General features: G+C 72.6%; 18 protein-coding genes and 1 pseudogene. 7 read left to right on the top strand and 12 right to left on the bottom strand.

The window, feature by feature from the left end:
- Positions 1 to 66: 66 nt before the first annotated feature.
- A pseudogene (locus ACFXAZ_RS32040) lies at positions 67 to 462 on the top strand (hypothetical protein); the annotation flags it as partial.
- Between the two features lie 64 nt (positions 463 to 526).
- Here the strand turns inward: ACFXAZ_RS32040 and ACFXAZ_RS32035 are convergent.
- Positions 527 to 742 carry a dodecin gene (locus ACFXAZ_RS32035; protein WP_382687426.1) on the bottom strand — a complete coding sequence of 72 codons (216 nt, stop codon included), beginning with the start codon at positions 740 to 742 and terminating at the stop codon, positions 527 to 529.
- A gap of 225 nt (positions 743 to 967) precedes the next feature.
- On the opposite strand from ACFXAZ_RS32035, the gene ACFXAZ_RS32030 reads away from it, so the two are divergent.
- Positions 968 to 2,233, top strand: coding sequence for an extracellular solute-binding protein (locus ACFXAZ_RS32030; RefSeq protein ID WP_384598275.1), 1,266 nt, complete (start codon positions 968 to 970; stop codon positions 2,231 to 2,233).
- Positions 2,234 to 2,325: 92 nt separating this feature from the next.
- Here ACFXAZ_RS32030 and egtD read toward each other — a convergent pair whose 3' ends face one another.
- The 7 genes from egtD to ACFXAZ_RS31995 form a co-directional block, all read right to left on the bottom strand.
- On the bottom strand, positions 2,326 to 3,288 hold the full coding sequence (gene egtD / locus ACFXAZ_RS32025; protein WP_384598273.1) for an L-histidine N(alpha)-methyltransferase: 963 nt from the start codon (positions 3,286 to 3,288) through the stop codon (positions 2,326 to 2,328).
- On the bottom strand, positions 3,285 to 4,121 hold the full coding sequence (egtC, locus tag ACFXAZ_RS32020) for an ergothioneine biosynthesis protein EgtC (protein WP_384598271.1): 837 nt from the start codon (positions 4,119 to 4,121) through the stop codon (positions 3,285 to 3,287). The genes egtD and egtC overlap by 4 nt, the downstream gene beginning before the upstream one ends.
- A complete protein-coding gene (gene egtB, locus ACFXAZ_RS32015) occupies positions 4,121 to 5,452 on the bottom strand; it encodes an ergothioneine biosynthesis protein EgtB (RefSeq protein WP_384598269.1) in 1,332 nt (443 codons plus the stop codon). Before egtB ends, egtC begins: the two co-directional genes overlap by 1 nt.
- Positions 5,449 to 6,744: an ergothioneine biosynthesis glutamate--cysteine ligase EgtA gene (gene egtA, locus ACFXAZ_RS32010; protein ID WP_384598267.1), complete on the bottom strand. Its 1,296-nt coding sequence runs from the start codon at positions 6,742 to 6,744 to the stop codon at positions 5,449 to 5,451. Before egtA ends, egtB begins: the two co-directional genes overlap by 4 nt.
- A gap of 425 nt (positions 6,745 to 7,169) precedes the next feature.
- Positions 7,170 to 7,616 (bottom strand): type II toxin-antitoxin system PemK/MazF family toxin, encoded by a 447-nt coding sequence (locus ACFXAZ_RS32005; RefSeq protein WP_384598265.1) that lies wholly within the window; start codon positions 7,614 to 7,616, stop codon positions 7,170 to 7,172.
- 60 nt (positions 7,617 to 7,676) lie between these two features.
- A complete protein-coding gene (locus ACFXAZ_RS32000; protein WP_384598263.1) occupies positions 7,677 to 9,062 on the bottom strand; it encodes a flotillin family protein in 1,386 nt (461 codons plus the stop codon).
- A 159-nt stretch (positions 9,063 to 9,221) separates the two neighbouring features.
- Positions 9,222 to 9,425 (bottom strand): hypothetical protein, encoded by a 204-nt coding sequence (locus ACFXAZ_RS31995; RefSeq protein WP_382687496.1) that lies wholly within the window; start codon positions 9,423 to 9,425, stop codon positions 9,222 to 9,224.
- Positions 9,426 to 10,160: 735 nt separating this feature from the next.
- Between ACFXAZ_RS31995 and ACFXAZ_RS31990 the strand changes: the two genes are divergently transcribed.
- Complete coding sequence (locus ACFXAZ_RS31990) at positions 10,161 to 10,850, top strand: alpha/beta hydrolase (protein WP_384598261.1); 690 nt, start codon at positions 10,161 to 10,163, stop codon at positions 10,848 to 10,850.
- An 88-nt stretch (positions 10,851 to 10,938) separates the two neighbouring features.
- Here ACFXAZ_RS31990 and ACFXAZ_RS31985 read toward each other — a convergent pair whose 3' ends face one another.
- Both ACFXAZ_RS31985 and ACFXAZ_RS31980 read right to left on the bottom strand, forming a co-directional pair.
- Entirely contained in the window at positions 10,939 to 13,782 is a 2,844-nt protein-coding gene (locus ACFXAZ_RS31985) for an ATP-binding protein (protein WP_384598259.1), read from the bottom strand.
- Positions 13,783 to 14,068: 286 nt separating this feature from the next.
- A complete protein-coding gene (locus ACFXAZ_RS31980; protein ID WP_384598257.1) occupies positions 14,069 to 14,632 on the bottom strand; it encodes an NADPH-dependent FMN reductase in 564 nt (187 codons plus the stop codon).
- Between the two features lie 128 nt (positions 14,633 to 14,760).
- Here ACFXAZ_RS31980 and ACFXAZ_RS31975 point away from each other — a divergent pair, with 128 nt between their 5' ends.
- Positions 14,761 to 15,453, top strand: a complete 693-nt coding sequence (locus ACFXAZ_RS31975; protein WP_384598255.1) for a TetR/AcrR family transcriptional regulator — start codon at positions 14,761 to 14,763, stop codon at positions 15,451 to 15,453.
- 893 nt (positions 15,454 to 16,346) lie between these two features.
- Positions 16,347 to 17,366, top strand: coding sequence for a LacI family DNA-binding transcriptional regulator (locus ACFXAZ_RS31970; protein ID WP_384598253.1), 1,020 nt, complete (start codon positions 16,347 to 16,349; stop codon positions 17,364 to 17,366).
- A 30-nt stretch (positions 17,367 to 17,396) separates the two neighbouring features.
- Here ACFXAZ_RS31970 and trxA read toward each other — a convergent pair whose 3' ends face one another.
- A complete protein-coding gene (trxA, locus tag ACFXAZ_RS31965; RefSeq protein WP_384598251.1) occupies positions 17,397 to 17,783 on the bottom strand; it encodes a thioredoxin in 387 nt (128 codons plus the stop codon).
- A gap of 200 nt (positions 17,784 to 17,983) precedes the next feature.
- Between trxA and ACFXAZ_RS31960 the strand changes: the two genes are divergently transcribed.
- Positions 17,984 to 19,414 carry a dihydrolipoyl dehydrogenase family protein gene (locus tag ACFXAZ_RS31960; RefSeq protein WP_384598249.1) on the top strand — a complete coding sequence of 477 codons (1,431 nt, stop codon included), beginning with the start codon at positions 17,984 to 17,986 and terminating at the stop codon, positions 19,412 to 19,414.
- Between the two features lie 144 nt (positions 19,415 to 19,558).
- Here the strand turns inward: ACFXAZ_RS31960 and ACFXAZ_RS31955 are convergent, their stop codons facing one another.
- Positions 19,559 to 20,311 (bottom strand): peptide deformylase, encoded by a 753-nt coding sequence (locus ACFXAZ_RS31955; protein ID WP_384598247.1) that lies wholly within the window; start codon positions 20,309 to 20,311, stop codon positions 19,559 to 19,561.
- A gap of 125 nt (positions 20,312 to 20,436) precedes the next feature.
- Here ACFXAZ_RS31955 and ACFXAZ_RS31950 point away from each other — a divergent pair, with 125 nt between their 5' ends.
- Positions 20,437 to 21,846, top strand: coding sequence for a PepSY-associated TM helix domain-containing protein (locus ACFXAZ_RS31950; RefSeq protein ID WP_384598245.1), 1,410 nt, complete (start codon positions 20,437 to 20,439; stop codon positions 21,844 to 21,846).
- Positions 21,847 to 21,889 lie beyond the last annotated feature (43 nt).

The following is a 21,889-nucleotide window of genomic DNA, read 5'->3' as shown; positions in this document are numbered from 1 at the left end:
CGACTCAAGGCGAGCTGTTACAGCGGACGCCAGGGAGGGAATCCCCCTCGTTCACGAGGGGGAGGACGTCAATGGGACGCGTTCTTCGCCGCCGCGCCGCAGGACCCGCCGATCGCCGAGGGGGTCGCGCTGGTGGCGGCGAGCACCGAGGAGTGCGAGGTGGTGTATCTGACCGGGCGGCCGGAGCGCTGCCGACGGGACACCCTCGCCTGGCTGACCGCGCACGGGCTGCCCGAGGGCCGGGTGCACATGCGGCGCACCGGTGACCGGCGGCCCGCCCGGGTCACCAAGCTGGAGATCCTGCGCCGCCTCGCCCGGAACCGCGAGGTGCGGATGCTGGTGGACGACGACGAACTGGTCTGCGACGCCGCCGAACGCGCCGGTTTCCGGGTGGTGCGGGCACGCTGGAGCGCCCCTTCCGCCGAGCTGGACGCGGCGCAGGAGCGCGAGGGCCGGACCTGAGGGGAGGGCGGTGGGGTGGCGGGTAGCGGGGGCGGGCCGTGGTCCACCCGGTGTCCGAGCCCGCTCAGTCGGTCTCCTCCAGCCGGAAACCGACCTTCAGACCGACCTGCCAGTGCTCGATCCGCCCGTCCTCGATCTGACCCCTGACCTGGGTCACCTCGAACCAGTGCAGATTGCGCAGGGTTTGCCCTGCACGTGCGACACCATTGCGGATAGCCTGGTCCACGCCTTCGTGCGAGCTGCCGACGATCTCCGTGACCCGGTAGGTGTGGTCCGACATGGGGGTGCTCCTCTCGGCATGATGGACGCCGTGACGGGTGTGTCACGCGTCACTCCACGGTCCCCCACGCTGGGGCGTAGCGCGAGACATCGGATCGATACCAAAGGCCCCTTGACCTCGGCATTGGTCCATACCAAAATCCATCCACACCCGTACGAGCCCGTGCTCGTCCCCCCACGTCGGGTCTTATCTCCCTGTGTGTCAGACAGAACAGGAACGACCCCCGTGAGACGTCGCCTTCTGGCCATCGTGTGCGTATCCGCCTCCCTGGTGAGCGGCTGCGGTCTGCTGCCCGGCTCCGGCTCGGACCGCAGCACCGTGACCGTATGGCTGATGAAGGACAGCGCGTCACAGGAATTCCTGGACCGCTTCACCGAGGACTTCGAGAGCCGGCACACCGACCTCGACCTCGACATCCAGATCCAGCAGTGGACCGGCATCGGACCCAAGGTGGAGGCGGCGCTGGAGGCCGGTACCGACGCCACCGAGGGGCCCGATGTCATCGAGGTCGGCAACACCCAGGTCCCGCAGTACGTCGACGGGGGACGGCTGCTGGACCTGACCCTGGAGTCGGTGCGCGACTGGGGCAGCAAGGACTGGCTGCCCGGTCTCGCCGAACCCGGCCAACTGCGCTCGCACCAGTACGGCATCCCCTGGTACGCCGCCAACCGGGTCGTCATCTACCGCACCGACCTCTTCGAGGCGGCCGGCATCACCGAGGTGCCCAAGGACCGCGAGGAGTGGCTCACGGCGACCGAGGCCCTCAACACCGACGGCAACCAGGGCATCTACCTCGCCGGACAGGACTGGTACACGCTCGCCGGGTTCATCTGGGACGAGGGCGGCGACCTCGCCGTGGAGAACGGCGCCGTCTGGGAGGGCTCACTGGACACCGAGGAAGCGCTGGCCGGCATGGAGTTCTACGGGCAGTTGCAGGAACTCGGCGCCGGGCCCGCCGACGCCGACGAGCAGACCCCGCCGCTCACCGATGTGTTCGCCGAGGGCGAGGTCGCCCAGATCATCGCCGTGCCGGGCAGCGCACAGGCCGTCCTCGACAGCAACCCCGAACTCAAGGGCAAGCTGGGCTACTTCCCGGTGCCGGGGAAGACGGCCGAGAAGCCGGGCGCGGTGTTCACCGGCGGCTCCGACCTCATCATCCCGCGCTACACCGACCAGCGGGACGGCGCGATCACGGTCATCGAGGAGCTGGCCGGGGCCAAGTGGAACACCGACCTCGCCCTGACCATGAACTACGTCCCCAACAAGGCCAACCTGGCCGACGCCCTGTCCGGCGAGGAGGGCGCCGCCGCCATGGCCGAGGGCGCCGCCCAGGGCCGCGCGACCCCCAGTACCCCCGACTGGGCCAAGGTCGAGGCGGACAACCCCATCAAGACGTACATGACCAAGGTCCTCACCGGCACCGACCCGGAGGAAGCGGCCAAGGAGGCGTCGAACCAGATCACGGAGACACTGTCACCGACCTCGGGATGACGATGCCGGGATGACGTCCTCGCGATGACGACCTAGGGACGATGCGGGACCCGGGGGCCGGCCGACCACGCCGTCCCCTGGGTCCCGCCGGATCAGCGCGCCACGCTCAGCGACAGCGCGAAGCGGCCCTCCTCGTCCGTCCACCAGTGGGTCAGGTCCAGCCCGGCGGCGGCCAGTTCCGCGCGCACACCTTGCTCACGGAACTTGGCCGACACCTCCGTACGCAGCTCCTCCCCGGCCGCGAAGTCCACGGCGAGGTCCAGCGCGGGGAGCTTCACGGTCTGCGCGGTGCGGGCACGCAGCCGCATCTCGATCCATTCGTTGGCGCGGTCCCACAGGGCCACATGGTCGTAGGCGCCGGGATCGAAGTCGGCGCCCAGTTCGCGGTTGACGACGGACAGGACGTTCTTGTTGAACGCGGCCGTCACCCCGGCCGCGTCGTCGTAGGCCCGGACCAGGACACCCTCGTCCTTCACCAGGTCCGTGCCCAGCAGCAGGGCGTCACCGGGGGAGAGCAGCGCGCGGACCGACGCCAGGAACACCGCGCGCTCGGCGGGCAGCAGATTGCCGATGGTGCCGCCGAGGAACGCCACCAGCCGCGGCCCCGGCGTCTCGGGCAGGGTCAGCGCCGCGGTGAAGTCGGCGATCAGCGCGTGGACGTCCAGCCCCGGCCGCTCGGCGACCAGCGCGCGCCCCGCCCGCGTCAGGGCGCTCTCGCTGACATCGACCGGCACATACAGCCGCAGTCCGGTCAGGGCGTCGAGGAGGATCCGGGTCTTCTCCGAGGAGCCCGAGCCCAGCTCGACCAGGGTGCGGGCACCGGCCGCCGCCGCGATCTCACCGGAGCGGGCCAGCAGGATCTCCCGCTCGGCGCGCGTCGGATAGTACTCGGGCAACTCGGTGATCTCTTCGAACAGTTCGCTGCCGCGGGCGTCGTAGAACCACTTCGGCGGCAGCGTCTTGGGGCTGCCCGTGAGGCCGTGCAGGACGTCCGCGCGCAGGGCGGCGCCCGTGGCCCCCTCGGGCAGGCTGCGGGTGACAGAGTACGGACTCACGTGCGGGACTCCTTGCGGGATGAGGGTCCCCCCGCCCGACCGGCGTCGATCGAGGGGGAGGATGCCGAACCTGCGCCGTCCGGGCCCGGCTCGGTCAGCGGGGTGAGCAGCACATCGGCGTGGCGTGCGACGAGCAGCGTCCGGTCGGGGACCTCCCGCCAGCGCGGATCGTCGTCGTACGGCTCCGAGGCAACGACCGTGCCCCGGCCGGAGCGGGACAGGTACCACAGGGAGTCGCCCCACGCGGTCGCGGCGATCGCCGTGCCGTCGGTGAGCAGCAGATTCAGCCGGGACGCCGGGGCCGCCGCCGCGACCGCGGCCACCGCCCACGCCAGCGCCGCGCCCATCTCCTGCCCGGCCCGCAGCCGGTCGAGGACCAGCGCCCACACGAACGCCGAGTCGGTGCGCGCCGCCAGCGACAGCAGCGCCACCGGCGGCAGCTCGCGGGCCAGCGGGGCGAGCGCGTCGGGCCAGCCCGCGACCGAGCCGTTGTGGCTGAACAGCCAGCGCCCGGCGGCGAACGGCGCCGCCGCGGCCTCCCCGTCGGCACCCGGCACCGTCGCGTCCCGCACGGCGCCGAGCAGCGCGGTGGTGCGCACCACCCGGGCCAGATCCGGGAACGACACATCCGCCCAGATCGGCCCCGCCCGGCGGTAGCGGGCCGGCACCGGGTCGCCCTCCGCGTACCAGCCGACCCCGAAACCGTCGGCGTTGACCGTGCCGTACCGCTGGCGGCGCGGCTCCCACGACTGGCGCAGCAGACTGTGCGGCGGCTCGGTCAGCAGCGCGCCCAGTGGCTCGGCGGGGCCCAGATAGGCCAGATGACGGCACATCAGAGCGCCCCCGAGCGGGCGGTGCGGAACCCGGCGAAGATCTGCCGCCGCACCGGATAGTCCCAGTTGCGGAACGTGCCCCGGCAGGCCACCGGGTCCACCGCGAACGACCCGCCCCGCAGCACCTTGTGATCCGGCCCGAAGAACACCTCGGAGTACTCCTTGTACGGGAACGCCGTGAACCCCGGGTACGGCAGGAAGTCGCTCGCCGTCCACTCCCACACGTCCCCGATCAGCTGCCGCACCCCGTACGGAGACTCCCCGGCCGGATAGCTGCCCGCCGGTGCCGGACGCAGATGGCGCTGCCCCAGGTTGGCGTGCTCGGGGCCCGGGTCGGCGTCGCCCCACGGGTAGCGCATGGAGCCGCCGGTCGCCGGATCGTGCCGGGCAGCCTTCTCCCACTCGGCCTCGGTGGGCAGCCGCCGCCCGGCCCAACGGGCGTAGGCGTCGGCCTCGTACCAGCACACATGCACCACCGGCTCGTCCGGCGGCACCGGCTCGACGACCCCGAAGCGGCGGCGCAGCCACTGCCCGGCGTCCCGCCGCCAGAACAGCGGGGCGTCGATGCCGTGCCGCTGGATGTGCGCCCAGCCCTGCGGTGTCCACCAGCGCGGGTCGCCGTAGCCGCCGTCCTCGATGAAACGCAGGTAGGCGCCGTTGGTGACCGGCGTGGTGTCGAGGTGGAAGGCCGCCACCTCCCGCTGGTGCGCGGGCTGTTCGTTGTCCAGCGCCCAGGGCTCGCCCGAGGTGCCCATGGTGAACGGGCCGCCGGGTATCAGGACCTCGGCCGGGCCGGTCAGCAGCGGCGCGGGCCCGGGGTCGGGGGCGATCAGTGCCGGTGGGCCCTTGCGCAGTTGGTGGGTGATCAGCATGGTCTCGTCGTGCTGCTGCTCGTGCTGCGCGATCATCCCGAACGCGAAACCGGCCTCGGTCAGCCGGGTCGTGCCATGGAACGCGGCCGACTCCAGCACGTCCAGCGCCCGCCCGCGCACCTCGGCCGCATAGCGCCGGGCCTCCTCGGGCGACAGCAGCGGCAGCGACGGCCGCGCGGCCCGCGGATGCTCGAAGGCGTCGTACAGCCCGTCGATCTCGGGGCGGAGGGCGTCCTGCCCGGCCACCGCCCGCAGCAGCCACAGCTCCTCCTGGTTGCCGATGTGCGCCAGGTCCCACACCAGCGGCGACATCAGCGGGGAGTGCTGTGCGGTCAGCTCGGGTTCCGCCACACAGGTGGTCAGCAGGGTCGTGCGGTCCCGCGCGGTGAGCAGGGAGGCCAGCGCCCGCTCGCGGAACGCCTCCCCGTCGAAGTCCAGGTCGATGGCGGCTTCGGTCATGATCGGATGTCCTCCCCGTGAGGGCCGCCGTCCGCGCCGCCCGTCCGGTCGAGCAGCTCATCGGCCGGTGTCCGGCCCGGTACGACATAGCGGTCCTGGTACGCCCGTACGGCGTCGACGATGGCGTCGGTGGCCCCCAGCCGGGGCAGCGCCTCGATCGCCGCCGCGAAGCAGATCCGGGCCGCCTCGTGCAGCTCGGGATCGCCGAGCGCCTCGCGGGCGGCGGCGGTCCACAGCGGATTGTGCGGCGCGGGCAGCGCCAGCGCCCGCTCCGCCAGCGGCTTCACCGCCCGGTACGCGGTCTCGGCCGCCGCCGGGTCGTCGAACAGGGCCGTCGTCAGCGCCAGCGGCACCTGCCAGCCGTCGTCGCCGGGCTGCGCGTCGATCATCCGCAGTTCCAGATGGCCACGCGGCCTGACCGGCGGGAACAGCGTCGAGATGTGGTAGTCGAGGTCGCCGCGGGTCGGCGGCGCCGCCGCCCGGGTCCACTCCCGGAAGGACAGCCCCCGTGGCACCTCCCACGGGCCGCTGTCGCGGCGGACGCACATCACCGGGGCGTCCAGCACATGCCGGGCCCAGGCGGTCCGTGGGTCGCCGTCCAGCGTCGGGGCGCCCGCGCGCCCGGCGCCGATCTCCATCCACAGCCGCTGCCGGGTCGACCGCCAGCCCGTGGGGACGCGGCCGGTCAGCGGGGAGTGCGCGAACGCGGCCACCAGGACCGCGCCCAGCTGGTGCGCCAGCCACCAGCGCCGCCCCAGGCCCAGTGGGCCCGGCTCCTCGTACCCGGCGTCCAGACAGACCTGCACCGACGCCGAGGTGCACATCATGGCGCGGCCCGCAGGGCCGGTGCGGTCCAGACAGGTCTCCATGGCGTCGTAGCGGGGCTCACGCAGAAAGCGCCGCGGGGGATGCCAGGGGTCGCTGCCGAAACCGGTCAGCTTCAGACCGTCGGCGCGCAGTGCGGCGCGGACGGTGTCCAGGTCGGCGGATACGGTACCGATGCACTCCATCAGGGAGGCGGCGGGCGGGGAGCTGAGCTCCAGCTGGCCGCCGGGTTCGACGGTGAGCGCCGACCTGAGAGGCAGGGGCCGCAGAGCGGCGTAGGCCGCTTCGAGTCGTTCGGGTGTCACGGGGAGCCACGGCGAGCGCAGCTCATGGACGAGCCATTCCACTTCCACACCGACGGTACGGGGCGGTCCGGTCTTGAAACAGATACCGCGGACCAGCGCCTCGACCTCGGCTTCCGTGACGGCGGTGCTGATTTCCGTACAGTCACTAACCGAATCGGACATGTGGTGATCCTCCTGAGATGCCACCATGCCGCCACCCACGGACCGGGTGGGTCCGGGGCCGCACGCCCGTCCCACCCAAAACCTTTCCGGCGCGTCGCACAAGGGTGCGTAGGGGACGTACGGTCCCGGTGACCCTGGGTCGGGCCACCCTTCCCGGCACGGGAAACTCCGTTGCACCGCTCCACCAGCATCGCTCAGGATCGGCACATGAGCACGACGGGGGAGTGACGGGGGAGCGACGGGGGAGTCGGACCGGCCGCGGGCGGTGCGCGCATGGCGTCCACGGGGGTGGTGCCATGAGCGCCCGTCCGCGCGCCCTCGCCCTGAGGGAGGGAGCCTCCCTCTGGGGCGCCGGGCGGTGACCTGGTACGGCTCCGCGCGCGCGTGCGTGCGACCGGCCCCCCTGCCCGCACCGGAAAGAGGACTCACTCCCACCCGTACCGCTCCTGCAACCGCCGCCGTACGGAGTTGAACCGCATCCGGTCCAGCGCGCACGCCTCCCGGCGCATCCCCGCCTCGAAGAGCCGCAGCACCCGGTCCACGTCCACCCAGGACTCCCGCCCCGACCGGTCCCACGGCCCACTCCCGATCGGCACCCAGTCCCGCGCGCTGTCGTGCCGCTTGCTGGACAGCTGCACGGCGAGAAAGCTCCCGCCCGGCTCACGGGCGACGACCAGCACGGGCCGGTCCTTGCCGCGCCCGTCGTTCTCCTCGTAGGGCACCCAGGTCCACACGATCTCGCCGGGATCGGGATCACCGTCGTACTCGGGCGCGTACTCGGTCCGTACCCGGCCGATCGCACGCGGGTCGGCCTCGACCGTGGCGGAGGGCCCGGAGCGGCCGGGTGCGTTCTCATCGGTGTAGGCAGTCACAGAGGCACCCTAGGGCCCATCCGGTGGACCTCGGGGTGCCCCCGCCGCCCGCGAGGCACGTCACGCCTCGTCGACGGGCACCTTCTTCCCGACGGTCACGACCGGCGAACTCCCGTTGACGCTCGTGCCGTTCGCGGGGGTGGCCGGGCCGCCCTGGTTCATGGTGGTGAGCAGCTGACGGGCCAGCCCCAGTCCCGTACCGCCCATGGTCAGTGCCTTGGCGAAGAGTTCGCTCATGCCGTCGGCGCCATTGAGTAGGACCATGTTGTCGACGTTGCCGAACGCCGACGCGCCCGCCTGCACGATCTCCGGCCACTTCTCGGCGAGTTGCTGGGCGACCACGGCCTCCTGGTTCTCGGCGAGCGCGGCGGCCCGCGCCTTGATCGCCTCGGCCTCGGCGAGACCCTTGGCCCGCATCGCCGCCGCCTCGGCCAGCCCCTTGGCCTGCGCGGCGGCGGCCTCGGCCTCACCGGACGCGCGGGTCTCCTTGGCACGGGCCTCGGCCACCGAGATCATGGCGTCCCGCTCGGCCTCGGCGAGCGTGCGCTGCTCGTAGGCCTTGGCGTCGGCGGGCTTGCGGATGTCCGCCTGGAGCTGCTGCTCCCGCCGCTGGGCGACCAGTTCGGCGACCCGGGTCTCCTGGACCACGACCTCCTGCCGGGCGGCGGCCTCCGCGAGCGGCCCGGCCTGCTTGGCCTTGGCGGACGCCTTGTCCTGCTCCGCCTGGTACCCGGCCTTGAGGATCTCGCTGTCCCGGGTCGCCTGGGCCATCCGCGCGAACGCCAGCTGCTCGGCCTCGGTGGCCAGCCGGTCGGCCTCGGCCTGCGCGATGCGCGCGTCCCGGTGCACGGCCGCGGTGTGCGGCGCGGACAGGTTCTTGATGTATCCCGTCGGGTCCTCGATCTCATGGATCTGGAGCGAGTCCACGATCAGGCCCAGCTTCTCCATCTCCGTGCCACAGGCCGCCCGCGCCTGTCCGGTGAGCTTCTCCCGGTCCCGGATCATGTCCTCGACGGTCAGCCCGCCCACGATGGCCCGCAGATGCCCGGCGAACACCGTGTGCACCCGCTCCGCCATGAGTTTCTGCTGGTCCAGGAAGCGGCGGGCGGCGTTCGCGATGGACACGAAGTCGTCGCCGACCTTGAAGATGACCACGCCCCGCACCTTCAGCGGAATGCCCTGGTGCGTCACGCAGTCGACGTGCAGTTCCGTCTGGTTGAGGTCGAGGGAGAGCTTGCGCACCGCCTGCACGCCGGGCAGCACCAGCGTGCCGCGCCCGGTGACGATACGGAATCCCATGCCCTCCTCCAGGCCCTCCACGGAGTGCTTGGAGCCGGAGATGATGAGTGCCTCATTGGGCTCGGCGACCCGCCACATCAGTTTGAACACGCCGATCAACACGAGGACGGCGGCGAACGCCGCGCCCACCAGCAAGCCGACGAACATCGGCAAAGCACCCCCCAGGTGCCGGGTGGCGCCCCAGGCCAGGGCGCCGAATGTAAGGGGAGTGTGAGACCGCTCAACGCGCCCTGTACAGCGTGTGGTTGACGCTGTTGCCCGCTCGGGACACAGCTGTGTTCCCGCTGGTGCGAAACGGCCCGGCGCTCAACTCCCGTACATGGCCGAGACATACACCGTGCGCGGCGGGAGATACTCCACCACCGTCACCACCGTGCCCCGCTCGATCCGGTCGGCACCCGTCGCCGCGTACGCCAGGAAATGCTCGGCCCCACCCCGCACCCGGACGATCACCTCACCGACAAGGCCGGGCCCGATCGTGCCGGTGACCCGCCCCATGAGCCCGACCATCGCCGTATCGTCCATGGTCACAGCGTAGGGCCTGTCCGGCGGATGGGGGCCGCGTGTTGCCGCCCGACGGGGGCCCGCAGGAATACGGTCACCGGCGGGTCGGCTCGGTGGGGCGCCCATCGCTCAGGCAACGGGGCAGGGCCGCCCCGCTCGGCTCCGTGCCCGTCGGTGGGCGGGGCTGAAGGCACAGGTCAATTCCATGACGAAGAGTCTCGGCGGGCGCCGATGTGGTGCTCTCCGACGAGAAGTCGGTGGAAAGGCGGCGGCCGGCGCAGCGGAAATCGAGAAATCCGGGGTACGGGCCGTCGCCTTTCGCGCGGATCAAGGCGTCCGCGCGGCTCTGGAGCCTCAATGTGCACGGCGTGGTGACCACCACGACCCGGGCCCTCGCCCCTATGCCGGACGGTGGTCTGACCAAGGCGGCCACCAGTGCGTACGGGCGTTGCTGGGCCTATGCACTCGCCCGCGCGATATCACCGGCAACACCGCGGTGTCCGCCTTTGCCCTCACCGATAGGGGAATTCCGCAGGACAGCTAGATGGGTGCCCTCGTAATCCAGCCTTTTTGCCAGTTCTTGAGCTATTGTTCAGCCGCCGTACAGCCCGCTCGGCCTGTCGGCGATTTTGTCCCCGTAACTAGGTCATTTTGACGAAGCCTCGCTACTCGGCGCGTCCTGGTTTGTTGCCTGCCCTTGCAGGTTCACCGTAGAAGTTCACCGCAAAAGGAGCCATGGAAATGTCCACCGTGCAGAACATCGTCCTCGTCCATGGAGGCTTCGTCGACGGCTCCGGATGGCAGGGGGTGCACCGCATCCTCACGCGCGAGGGTTTCAACGTCACCATCGTGCAGAACCCGACCGAGTCCCTCGCGGGCGACGTCGCGGCCACCCACCAGGTCATCGAGGCCCAGGAGGGCCCCGTGGTGCTCGTCGGCCACTCCTACGGAGGTGTCGTGGTCACCGAGGCCGGTCGGCACAACCAGGTCGCGGCCCTCGTCTACATCGCCGCGTTCGCCGCCGACAAGGGCGAGTCCGTCGGCTCCCTGATCGCCGACCCGCCCCCCGGGGCGCCCGTCCCGCCGATCCTGCCGCCCCAGAACGGCTATCTGTTCCTGGACCGCGAGAAGTTCGCCGAGTCCTTCGCCGCCGACCTGGACCCCGAGGACGCCAAGTTCCTCGCCGACTCGCAGGTGCCGTGGGGCCTCGACGCCCTCAACGGCGCGGTCTCCGAGGCCTCCTGGCACACCAGGCCGAGCTGGTACCTGGTCGCCACCGACGACAAGATGATCCCCCCGCCGGCCCAGCGGGTGATGGCCGAGCGCGCGGGCGCCACCGTGACCGAGGCCGCCGGCAGCCACGCCATCTACGTCTCCCAACCGGAGGCCGTCGCCGAGCTGATCAAGCAGGCCGCCACCGCCGGGAGCTGACCGGCTCGCAGCCGGCCCGGCATCCGCACGGGCCGGCCGCACCCGCGGCACCCGCCGCACCCGTCGCACGGGCCCCCGGCGCCGTCGGCTACGACTGCCCGCTCAGCGCGTCCCGCAGTCCCGCGCGGGACGTCACATTCAGCTTCGGAAACACATTGCGCAGATGCGCCGCCACCGTACGCGGCGACAGGAAGAGCTGCGCCGCTATCTGCTTGTTGGTCAGCCCGGTCGCGGCCAGCTGCGCGACCTGCTGCTCCTGCGGAGTGAGCAGCTCCAGCCGGTCCGCGCCCGGGGACCCGGATGTCGCGGACGTCACGGACTTCACGGCGACCCCGGTGGCGCGCAGCTCGCTCGCGGCCCGCGCGCTCCACGGCTCGGCGCCCAGCCGCTGGAACGTGCCGAGCGCCGCGTCCAGATGGGTACGGGCCGCCACCGCAGCCTTCGCCCGGCGCAGCTGCTCCCCGTACGCCAGACTGATCCGCGCCCAGTCGAACGGCCAGCGCTCGGCGCCGGGCGAGTCGATGGCCCGCGCGAACAGCTCGTGCTCGATGGTGTCCGGCGCGGCCATCGCCTCGGCCGCCGCCGTCAGCATCGCAAGCCGCGGCGAGAGCGACGGGATCGCGGTCTCCTTGACCGCCGCGATGTACGCGAGGGCCTCGCCGGGCCGCCCGGTGCGGGCCGCGGCCTCGGTGAAGTCGAAGAACAGCCACAGGGAGTGCGCCTGATGCCGGGGCAGCTCGCCGGGCGTGACCACCGACCGCAGATGCCGGTAGGCGGCCTCGAAGTCCGCGCCGCCCAGCGCCGACAGCGCCCGGATGTGCGAGCCGTACCGCCGCAGCGCGCCCAGGCCCCGAGGGTTGCCCCAGGACACCAGCCGGTCGGCCAGGTCCCGTGCCTCCTGCTGCTCACCCCGCGCGGCGGCCAGCATTCCGCGCAGGAAGTGCCCCACATGGGCCGTCATGCGATAGCTGTACGCCGTGCACCAGCGCAGCCCCTCGTCCACGACCTCCGGCAGGTCGTCCCACTGCCCGGTGTTGAACGCGTCGTTGCCCAGCAGGAACAGCGCCTCGATCGCCGAGGTGATCGCCCCGCCGTCCCGGCCGTCGTCGATGACCCGCCGCAGCGCGCCCCGGCAGCCCGGCAGCCGGTCGACGTACGAGGCGGCGACGGCGGTACGGATGATGCTCCGCGGGTCGGTCTCCCGGTACAGCTCGGGTATCCGCCGGTCGAGGTCGTCCAGCACGGCCGGCGGACAGTGCGCGGGATCGCCGAACGTGCCGAACACCACGGGCAGCAGCGTGTCGCAGGACAGCGGGCCGATCCGTGCCATGGTCCGCTCCAGCGACTGCCACAGCTCCGGCCGGCCGCCGAAGTGGCACAGCATCAGCAGCGCGTGCAGGGCGTCGGTGACGATGTCGGTGTCCTCGCCGCCTTCCTCGACATGGTTGTCGAGCGCGCTCACCAGCAGCTTGTGCGGGGTGTCCGCGTCGCCCTCGCCGTTGAGCAGCTGACCGGCGGCGGCGACGGCCGCGGCGAGCGAGTCGGCGCCCACCGGGTCGGCGAGCGCCGCGTTGTCCAGCAGCGCGCGGACACTGCGCAGATCGCCGGTGATGTTGACGCCCATGCAGGCCGCCTCGGCCAGCCGGCGGCCCTTGAGCGTGCCGGTGCTGCTCAGTTCGGCCGCGCGCAGCAAGGTGGTGATGGCGCCGACCGCGTCACCGCGCCGCAGGGTGCTGTAGGCGACCTCGTGCAGCAGGGACGCCACCTTGTCGTCCGGCCCGACGGCCGCGTCGGCCAGGTGCCGGGCCCGGTGCTCGGACCCCTCCGGGAACTCCGCCGCCAGCGCCAGATGCCCCCACCGGCGCTCCGCGCTGGTCGACCACTCCATGACCGCCGAGCGGGTGAGCGGATGCCGGAAGACCAGACGGCCCGTCAGCGCGTCGACCTGCACGAGCCCGGCGCGCTCCGCCGGGCCCAGCTCGCTCAGCCCGCCCGTGCGGCTCGACGCCCGCTCCAGGACATGCAGATCGCCGGAGCCGTCCAGCACCGCGAGCAGCAGCAGTTCGCGGGTCGCCTCCGGCAGGGCGGCCACCCGTACCGAGAAGATCTCCTTGAGCCGCTCGGACAGCGGCAGCACGGTCGGCAGCGGCCCGCGCTCGGTCTGCTGCGCCTCGTTGAGGGTGACCGGCAGCTCCAGCAGGGCCAGGGGGTTGCCGCCCGCCTCGGTGACCAGCCGCTGCCGGACCCGGAGTGTCATCGCCGGGAACCGCTCCGCCACCAGCGCGTTCGCGGCGTCCTCGTCCAGCGGCCGTACCTCGTGCTGCGGGACGCGGGTACTGCTCAGAAACGATTCATCTCCATTGCGGGCCGCCGCCAGCAGCACCATCGCGTCGCTGCGGGCGTAGCGCGCGACCGTCGCCAGCACGGCCGCGCTGGGCCGGTCCAGCCAGGCCACGTCGTCGATGACCAGTGCCAGCGGGGCGCTGTTCAGGGCGGTGCGGGACAGCAGCACCTGTACGGCGTTGGCGATGGCGAGCAGTTCGGGGGGCTGCTCGTCGGACAGCCCGCGGACCGCGCGGAGCGTCTGCGCCTGCCGCTCGGGCAGCGCGTCGATCTCGCCCGCCAGCGGCTGGAGCAGCTGATTGAGCACCGAGAAGCTGACGCTCTGCTCGAACTGCGAGCCGACCACCCGCAGGACCCGGAAGCCCGCCCCGTCCGCCCGCGCCGCCGCCGCGTCCAGCAGCGCGCTCTTGCCCACCCCGGCCTCGCCGGTCAGCATCCGCGCGGTGCCCCGGGTGGCGGCGTGGCCCAGCAATTCGTCGAAGAGGGCCAGTTCGGCCGACCGGCCGACCAGCCGGGGGACCGGGTGCACGCCGAGGTCATCGGCGTCGGGCGGGCCGTCCGCCGTGGCCGACGGTGGATGGGACGACATGGTGCCTCCCGTCGTGGTCGAACTGGATCAGCGACAGGACGGTGGGACGGGGAGAAAGTTCGATGGTGGGGATGTGGGCTGTATCACATGCGCATGATGGGCCGTCATGTCGGGAGCGCCAGTGTGGCGGCGCTCTCCGCCTGGTGTCATCCCCCCTGCCCCTGGCGGGCAGCCGGAGTCGACGGCACGTCGAAAAGGGCCGGAGCGCTGACGCTCGGGCCCTTTCGGATGTTCGGGAGGTGCTACGTACGAGGCGCGAGGCGTGTGGGGCGCCAGGTGCGAGGAGTTACGCGGCAGCCGCCGCACCCGCGTGCCCGTGCACACGCTCGATGACCTCGGTCAGCTGGGCCACGACCTCGGCGTCGTCGCCGGGGTGGGTCTCGGCGAACCGGGTGACGGAGCCGGGGATGGACAGCTTCACATCCTCCAGCACCTTGCCGCCCGCGATGCCGACCGCCTTGCGGGCCTCGTCCTGCGCCCACACGCCGCCGTACTGCCCGAAGGCGGTACCGAGCACCGCGACCGGCTTGTCGCCGATGCCGCTGGCGCCGTAGGGGCGGGACAGCCAGTCGATGGCGTTCTTCAGAACGGCCGGGATGGTGCCGTTGTACTCGGGAGTGAAGAACAGGAGGGCGTCGGCCTCGGCGACGGCGTCGCGCAGCTTCTGGGCGGCGGCGGGGACGTTGCCCGCGACGTCGATGTCCTCGTTGTAGAACGGGATCTCGGCGAGGCCCTCGTACACGTGGACGTCCGTACCGGCCGGGGCCAGCTTCGCGGCGGTCTCGGCGAGCTGGCGGTTGTGGGAGCCGGCGCGGAGGCTGCCGACGAGCGCGAGGAACTGAACGGACATGGGAATCTCCATGGGGGATGAAACACGGGGGAAACACTGCTGCAATATCCGGACCGGGGTCCGTTTATGTTGTAGCACTCTAACCGGACCACGGTCCAGTTTCATTCCCGATGCTTTACGCTGGCGACATGTCCGCGACCATCCCGCCCCTCGGGCCGCCCCCGGAGCGCGCCGACGACGCCGCGCTCCTCCAGCTCGGGCCGGCCGAAGACTCGCCCTGTCTGCGCGCCGACGCGGCGCGCAACCGGGCCCGGTTGCTGGAGGCCGCCGCTCTCCTGGTGGAGAAGCACGGCGCCGCCGGGCTCACGATGGAAGCGGTGGCCACGGCGGCCTCGGTCGGCAAAGGGACCGTCTTCCGCCGCTTCGGTGACCGCACGGGACTGCTGACCGCACTGCTGGACCACTCCGAGAAGAAGTTCCAGGCCGCCTTCCTCAGCGGCCCGCCCCCGCTGGGCCCCGGCGCCCCGCCCGAGGAGCGGCTGCGCGCCTTCGGCCTCGCCCTGCTGCGCCGCACGAAGGACGAACTCGATCTGCAACTGGCCGCCGAGCCCACGAGCCCGGACCGCCGCTACACCGTCCCGGCCCGCCGCCTGCTGCACGGCCATGTGGTCCTGCTCCTGCGCCAGGCGGTCCCCGACGGCGACGCCGACCTCCTCGCCCACGCCCTCATGGCCCAGCTCAACCCCGGCCTGATCCACCACCTGACCCGCCAGCGCGGGATGCCGGTGGAGCGCTTGGAGACGGCGTGGTCGGATCTGGTGACGAGGGTGGTCGTGGGGGCGGGCGATGCGCGGGGGTGCGGGGCGGATCCGGTCTGTTGACCCGGGCCTGATCGCGGGGCGTGATTGCTCGGAGACGGCGTGGTCCGACCTGGTGACCCGGGGCCCGGTCGCGGGGCGTGACGGCAGGGCCCGGCGCCGAGAGCGGCCCAGCGGGTCAAGGGAGCGCACCCGCCCCCAGCCCAGCCGGGTTACGTCCGTCCCCTCGATGCCGGTGACCAGCGCCTGGAACGCCCACGGCATCCCCTCCCCGGGCGTCCCGGCGAGGAACGGACCGGGTCGGCACGCCCGTACGCGGACGGGCGCCCTCGGCGGCGTCGCGCGGCGCGGCGCGCAGGGCAGCCCACTCGGCCTCGGCCGCCTGACGCCCCCGCCCCGTCCGGCCCCGCGTACTGCGCCGAGGTCGCCGTCGCCCGCATCAGCAGCAGGCCAGCAGGACCAGCCCCCGGGTGGCCTGGTGCCGACGGCACCCAGTTTGCCGCGAGCAGCGCCGGCGGCGTCGCGATCAGGTCGCGGCGGCGCCGCCCGCCCGGCCGGACGGTGAGCGCGGAACGGGCCCGGCCCTGATGGTCGTAACAGCGGCTCGGCGTACGCCGTCAGCACCCGCTCCGGCCGCTCGCCTCAGGGTGCCCCCGGTGGCAGACCCTCGGCGCGCAGCACGGCGACCGCCGCCGTGACGGTGCCCTCCCTGGTCAGCGGGGGCTACGCGGCCGTTCACGGCGGCAACGCGCGGAACGGGGGCGTTCTGTCATGTCTCCACAGTGGTGAACATGTTCGTAGCGAGCACGTTTGTGCCGGAAATGCTCGCCACGGAGGGCGTCAGAGCCCGTATTGCCCGCCGATGACCCCCACCTACGCCCGTAGAAAGTCCAAGGGGAAACAACCCGATCCCGCCTGAAACCCGGGCTCCGGCCTCTGCCAAGATGCCGTACGTCATGGTGCAGATACCGAACACGCCCACCGCAGGCTCCGTGCCGACGAGCGCCGATGTGGCCCGGCTCGCCGGGGTCTCGCGCGCGACCGTCTCGTACGTACTCAACAACACCAGCGCCGTCCGCATCAGCGAACCCACGCGCCGCCGGGTCCACGAGGCGGCCAAGGAACTCGGCTATGTCCCGCACGCGGCGGCCCGCAGTCTGCGCGCCGGGCACAGCCGGATCGTCCTGATGCCCTCGCCGACCATCCCCATCGGACCGCTCCACAGCCAGTTCCTCAATGAACTCCAGTGGGCGCTCAGCCGGCTGGACTACACCGTCGTGCAGTACGGCACGCTGGGCCTGAGCGGCGACGACGCCGCCCGCGCCTGGGCCGAACTCCGCCCCGTCGCCGTCCTGGTGCCCGACGCGGGGCTCGGCCCGGAGGCGGTCGCGATCCTGAAACGGGCCGGCGCCCGAGCCGTCGTCACCCTCGGCCCGGAGTCCGTCGAGGGCGCCCACGCGCTGCTGCTGGACCACGACGAGGTCGGGCACGCGGCGGGGGCCCATCTGCTCGCGCGCGGCCGGCGCCGGATCGGTGTGGTCGTCCCCGAGGAGCCCGGCCTTGAGGGCTTCTCCCGGCCCCGGCTCGACGGGGTGCGCCGCGCCCTGCACGGCACGGACGCGCGGGCCCGGGCGCTGCCCCTCGGGTACACGGAGGAGTCCGCCGCCCGGCTCGCCGCGCGCTGGCCCGAACTGCGCCTCGACGCGGTGTTCGGCTACAACGACGAGTACGCGATGCTGCTGATGCGCGCCCTCCAGGACGAGGGCGTCCACGTCCCGGAGGACACCGCCCTGATCGGCGCGGACGATCTGATGCTGGGCCGGCTGCTGCGGCCCCGGCTCAGCACGGTCCATATCGACCTGCCGTCGGGCCGGGCCATCGCCGAACTCGTCGACCGTGCCGTACGCGACCCCGGCGCCGCCCCCGAGACCCACAAGGTGCTGGGAGCCGCGGTGGTGCACCGCGACTCCAGCTGACCTCCGGCCGAGCGGCCCTGCCCCGGGACCCTACTGGTTGTTCTGCCGCGCCTTCGCCTGCTCGGCGGCGACCGACCTGCGGATCTCGTCCATGTCCAGATTCCGGGCCTGGCCGATCACGTCCTTCAGCGCGGCCTCGGGCAGCGCGCCCGGCTGCGCGAACACGGCGACCTGGTCACGGACGATCATCAGCGTCGGGATCGAACGGATCTCGAAGGCCGCGGCCAGCTCCGGCTGCGCCTCCGTGTCGACCTTCGCGAACACCAGATCCGGGTTGTCCTGCGCGGCCTTCTCGTAGACCGGCGCGAACTGGCGGCACGGACCGCACCACGACGCCCAGAAGTCGATCAGAACGAACTCGTTCTCCGTGACCGTCTGGTCGAAGTTCTCCTTGGTCAGTTCGACAGTGCTGGTCATGACCTGAATCCCTGCTTCCTGATGTCGGGGAAATCGTCCGGGGAACACCGCAGGACCGGTCGCCTATTCCACCCGCGCGCCCGCGGCACCCGCACCCGTGCACGGACGGACACGGATCGTCGCGCACCTGTGAACGCACCGGCACATCCCCGCGCGTACCCCGTGTGGCCACCACGCACACCACCCACCAGACTGGCCCCATGACGGAAACGGATTCCCAGATGTACGACGTCGTGGTGCTCGGAGCCGGGCCCGTGGGGGAGAACGTGGCCGACCGCACCCGCGCGGCCGGCCTCTCCACCGCGATCGTGGAGAGCGAACTGGTCGGCGGCGAATGCTCGTACTGGGCGTGCATGCCCAGCAAGGCCCTGCTGCGTCCGGCCCTCGCCCGCGCCGACGCCCGCAAGGTGCCCGGCCTCAGGCATCTCGTCGAGGGCGATCTCGACGCGCCCGCCGTCCTCGCCCACCGCAACGACGTCACCTCCCACTGGAAGGACGACGGCCAGGTCGCCTGGGTCGAAGGCACCGGCACCGACCTGTACCGCGGACACGGCCGGCTCGCCGGACCGCGCACGGTGACCGTGACCGGCCCCGACGGCGAGGTCACCACCCTGACCGCCCGGCACGCCGTCGCCGTGGCCACCGGCACCCGCGCCCGGCTGCCCGAGCTGCCCGGCCTGGCCGACGTACGGCCCTGGACCAGCCGCGAGGCCACCAGCGCGCAGTCCGTGCCGGGCCGCCTCGTGGTGGTCGGCGGGGGAGTGGTCGCCACCGAGATGGCCACCGCCTACCGGGCGCTCGGCGCCCAGGTCACCCTCCTGGTGCGCGGCAAGGGCCTGCTGCCCCGCATGGAACCCTTCGCCGGTGAACTGGTCGCCGAGGCGCTCACCGAGTCCGGCGTGGACCTGCGCACCGGCACCAATGTGACCGCCGTGGCCCGCGCCAACGGCACGGTCCTGGTCGACACCGACCACGGCGACCGCATCGAGGCCGACGAGATCCTCTTCGCCACCGGACGCGCCCCGCGCACCGACGACATCGGCCTGGACACCGTCGGCCTGGAACCGGGCTCCTGGCTGTCCGTCGACGACAGCCTCCGGGTCCCCGGCACCGACTGGCTCTACGCCGTCGGCGACAGCAACCACCGCGCGCTCCTCACCCACCAGGGCAAGTACCAGGCCCGGATCGCGGGCGCCGCCATCGCCGCGCGCGCCGCGGGCGTGCCGCTGCTGGAGACCGATCCGTGGGGCGCGCACGCCGCGACCGCCGACCACGCCGCCGTCCCGCAGGTCGTGTTCACCGACCCCGAGGCCGCCGCCGTCGGCCTCTCCCTCGCCGAGGCCGAACAGGCGGGCCGTCAGGTCCGTGCCGTCGACGTCGAGTTCTCCTCGGTCGCCGGTGCCGGGCTGTACGCCGCCGGCTACCGGGGCCATGCCCGGATGGTTGTCGACCTGGACCGCGAGATCCTGCTGGGCGTCACCTTCGTCGGCCCCGGCGTCGGCGAACTCATCCACTCCGCGACCATCGCCGTCGCGGGCGAGGTCCCCGTCTCCCGTCTGTGGCACGCGGTCCCGTCGTACCCGACGCTGAGCGAGGTGTGGCTCCGGCTGCTGGAGGCGTACCGGGGCTGAGTCACGCCTGTCCGGGGGAGCGGGGCTGAGTCGCGTCTGCAAGGGGGAGCGGGCTGAGTCGCGCTTGTACGGGCAGTGGGCTGAGTGGCGCCTGTACGGGGCAGTGGGCTGAGTCGCGCCCGTACGGGGAGAGTGGGGCCGCGCTCATTCCGGGAGGCCGAACCCCAGCTCCCGCGCCGCCTCGTGGGGTGTCGGCTGGGTCCAGCGCTCGGCCATCGCCTCGTTCGAGGCCAGCGAACGCGGCTCCGCGCGGTCCAGGTAGAGCAGCCCGTCGAGATGGTCGCTCTCGTGCTGCACGATCCGCGCGGGCCAGCCCCGGAACACCTCGTCCAGCGCACGCCCCTGCTCGTCCTGCCTGGTCAGCCGTACCTCGGCGGGCCGGGCCACCACCGCCTGCCAGCCCGGCACGCTCAGACAGCCCTCGAAGAACGCGGCACGCGCCGGGCCCAGCGGTTCGTACGACGGGTTCACCAGCACCCGGTACGGCTGCGGCACTCGCCCCCGCGCGAGCGCCACCTCCTCCGGCACCGGCGCCGGATCCTCGATCACCGCGATCCGCAGCGGAACCCCGACCTGCGGCGCCGCGAGCCCGACGCCCGGCGCCGCCCGCATGGTCAGGCGCAGCGCCGCCACGAACCGGGCGAGCAGCGCGGGCCCCAACTCGCCGTCGTACGGCCGGGTGCCCTGCCGCAGCACCGGATCCCCGGCCGCGACGATCGGCAACGGGCCACCGGCGGCGAGGAGTTCCTCGACCCGCTCGACGAGGGGGAGGCGCGGAGGACGCGGCGGGCGCGGAAGACGCCCGGGGAAACGGTCGGCGGAGCCGTCGGCAGAGCGCTCGTCGGAACGGTCGGCGGAGCTGCCGGAAGAGCTGTCGGCGGAAGGGATCGCGGCCATCGCGCCAGCATGACAGACCCCGCCTTGTGACGGGGGTCACTCTTCACTCTGGGAACTCGGCGACACCACACCCCGACCACTGCATCGACCCTCAGCGTCCCATCCGCCGATTCCCGGAGACCCCGATGACCACCGCTCCGCCGACCCGTACGGACGAGGCGCCGTCCCCCGCCCCGCCCCCGGCCCCCTCCCCCGGCGTCTGGACCGCCCTGCGGCCCCTCGTCCTGCGGCTGCACTTCTACGCCGGGCTGCTCGTCGCCCCGTTCCTCCTGGTGGCGGCCCTCACCGGCTTCCTGTACGCCGGTTCCTTCCAGGTCGAGAAGATCGTCTACGCGGATGAGATGACCGTCCCCGTCGGCGACACCAAGCTGCCCATATCCCAGCAGGTCGCCGCCGCCCGCGAGGCCCATCCCGAGGGCTCCGTCAGCACCGTGCGGCCGTCCCCGGCGGCCGACGCGTCCACGCGCGTCCTGCTGACCGGGGTCGAGGGCGTCGACCCCGATCACACGCTCGCCGTGTTCGTCGACCCGTACACCGCCGAGGTGCGCGGCGCGCTGGAACAGTACGGTTCCACCGGCGCGTTGCCGCTGCGCACCTGGATCGACGAGTTCCACCGCGATCTGCACCTCGGCGACACCGGCCGTCTCTACAGCGAACTCGCCGCGAGCTGGCTGTGGGTGATCGCGCTCGGCGGCGTCGCGCTCTGGTTCTCCCGCCGCCGCGCCCTGCGCAAGCTGCGCGGCACCAGCGGGCGGCGCCGGGTGCTGGGGCTGCACGGCACGATCGGCGTCTGGGCCGCGGCCGGTTTTGTCTTCCTGTCGGCGACCGGACTGACCTGGTCGCAGTACGCGGGCGCCAACATCGACGTACTGCGCACGTCCCTGGGCCAGTCCACGCCCTCGGTCTCGGCGGACGCGGGCGGTGACCACGGGGGCCATGGCGCCGCCGCGGGCGGGGACGCCGAGCACGGCGTCGGACTGGACCAGATCCTCGCCGCCGCGCGCTCCGAGGGCCTGGGCGATCCGGTCGAGATCGTGCCGCCCGCCGACCCGTCCTCCGCGTATGTCGTCCAGCAGATCCAGCGCAGCTGGCCCGAGAAACAGGACTCGGTGGCCGTGGACCCGAACACGGGCGAGGTCCTCGACGTCCTGCGCTTCGCCGACTACCCCCTGCTGGCCAAGCTCACCCGCTGGGGCATCGACCTGCACACCGGCTCCCTGTTCGGCCTGGTCAACCAGATCGCGCTGATGCTGCTCACGCTCGGCCTGATCCTGCTGATCGTCCTCGGCTACCGCATGTGGTGGCAGCGCGGACGCGGCTCCGCCTTCGGCCGTCCCATCCCACGCGGCGCCTGGGCCCAGGTCCCGCCCCACGTTCTCGTACCGCTGCTCGCCGTGGTGGCCGCCGTCGGCTACTTCGTGCCGCTCCTGGGCATCCCGCTGGCCGCGTTCCTGGCCCTGGACGTGATCCTCGGCGGGGTGGCGCACCGCAGGGCCCGCCGGACGCGGGACACGACCCCGGCGACGGCCGACTGACGGCAGGAGAACGGCCCATGGAAAGCGGCTTATGGAGAAGGGC

This window comes from Streptomyces sp. NPDC059477 (assembly GCF_042749375.1).
In the GTDB taxonomy this organism is placed as follows: Bacteria; Actinomycetota; Actinomycetes; order Streptomycetales; family Streptomycetaceae; genus Streptomyces.
This window is presented reverse-complemented; position numbering and strand designations above follow the sequence as displayed.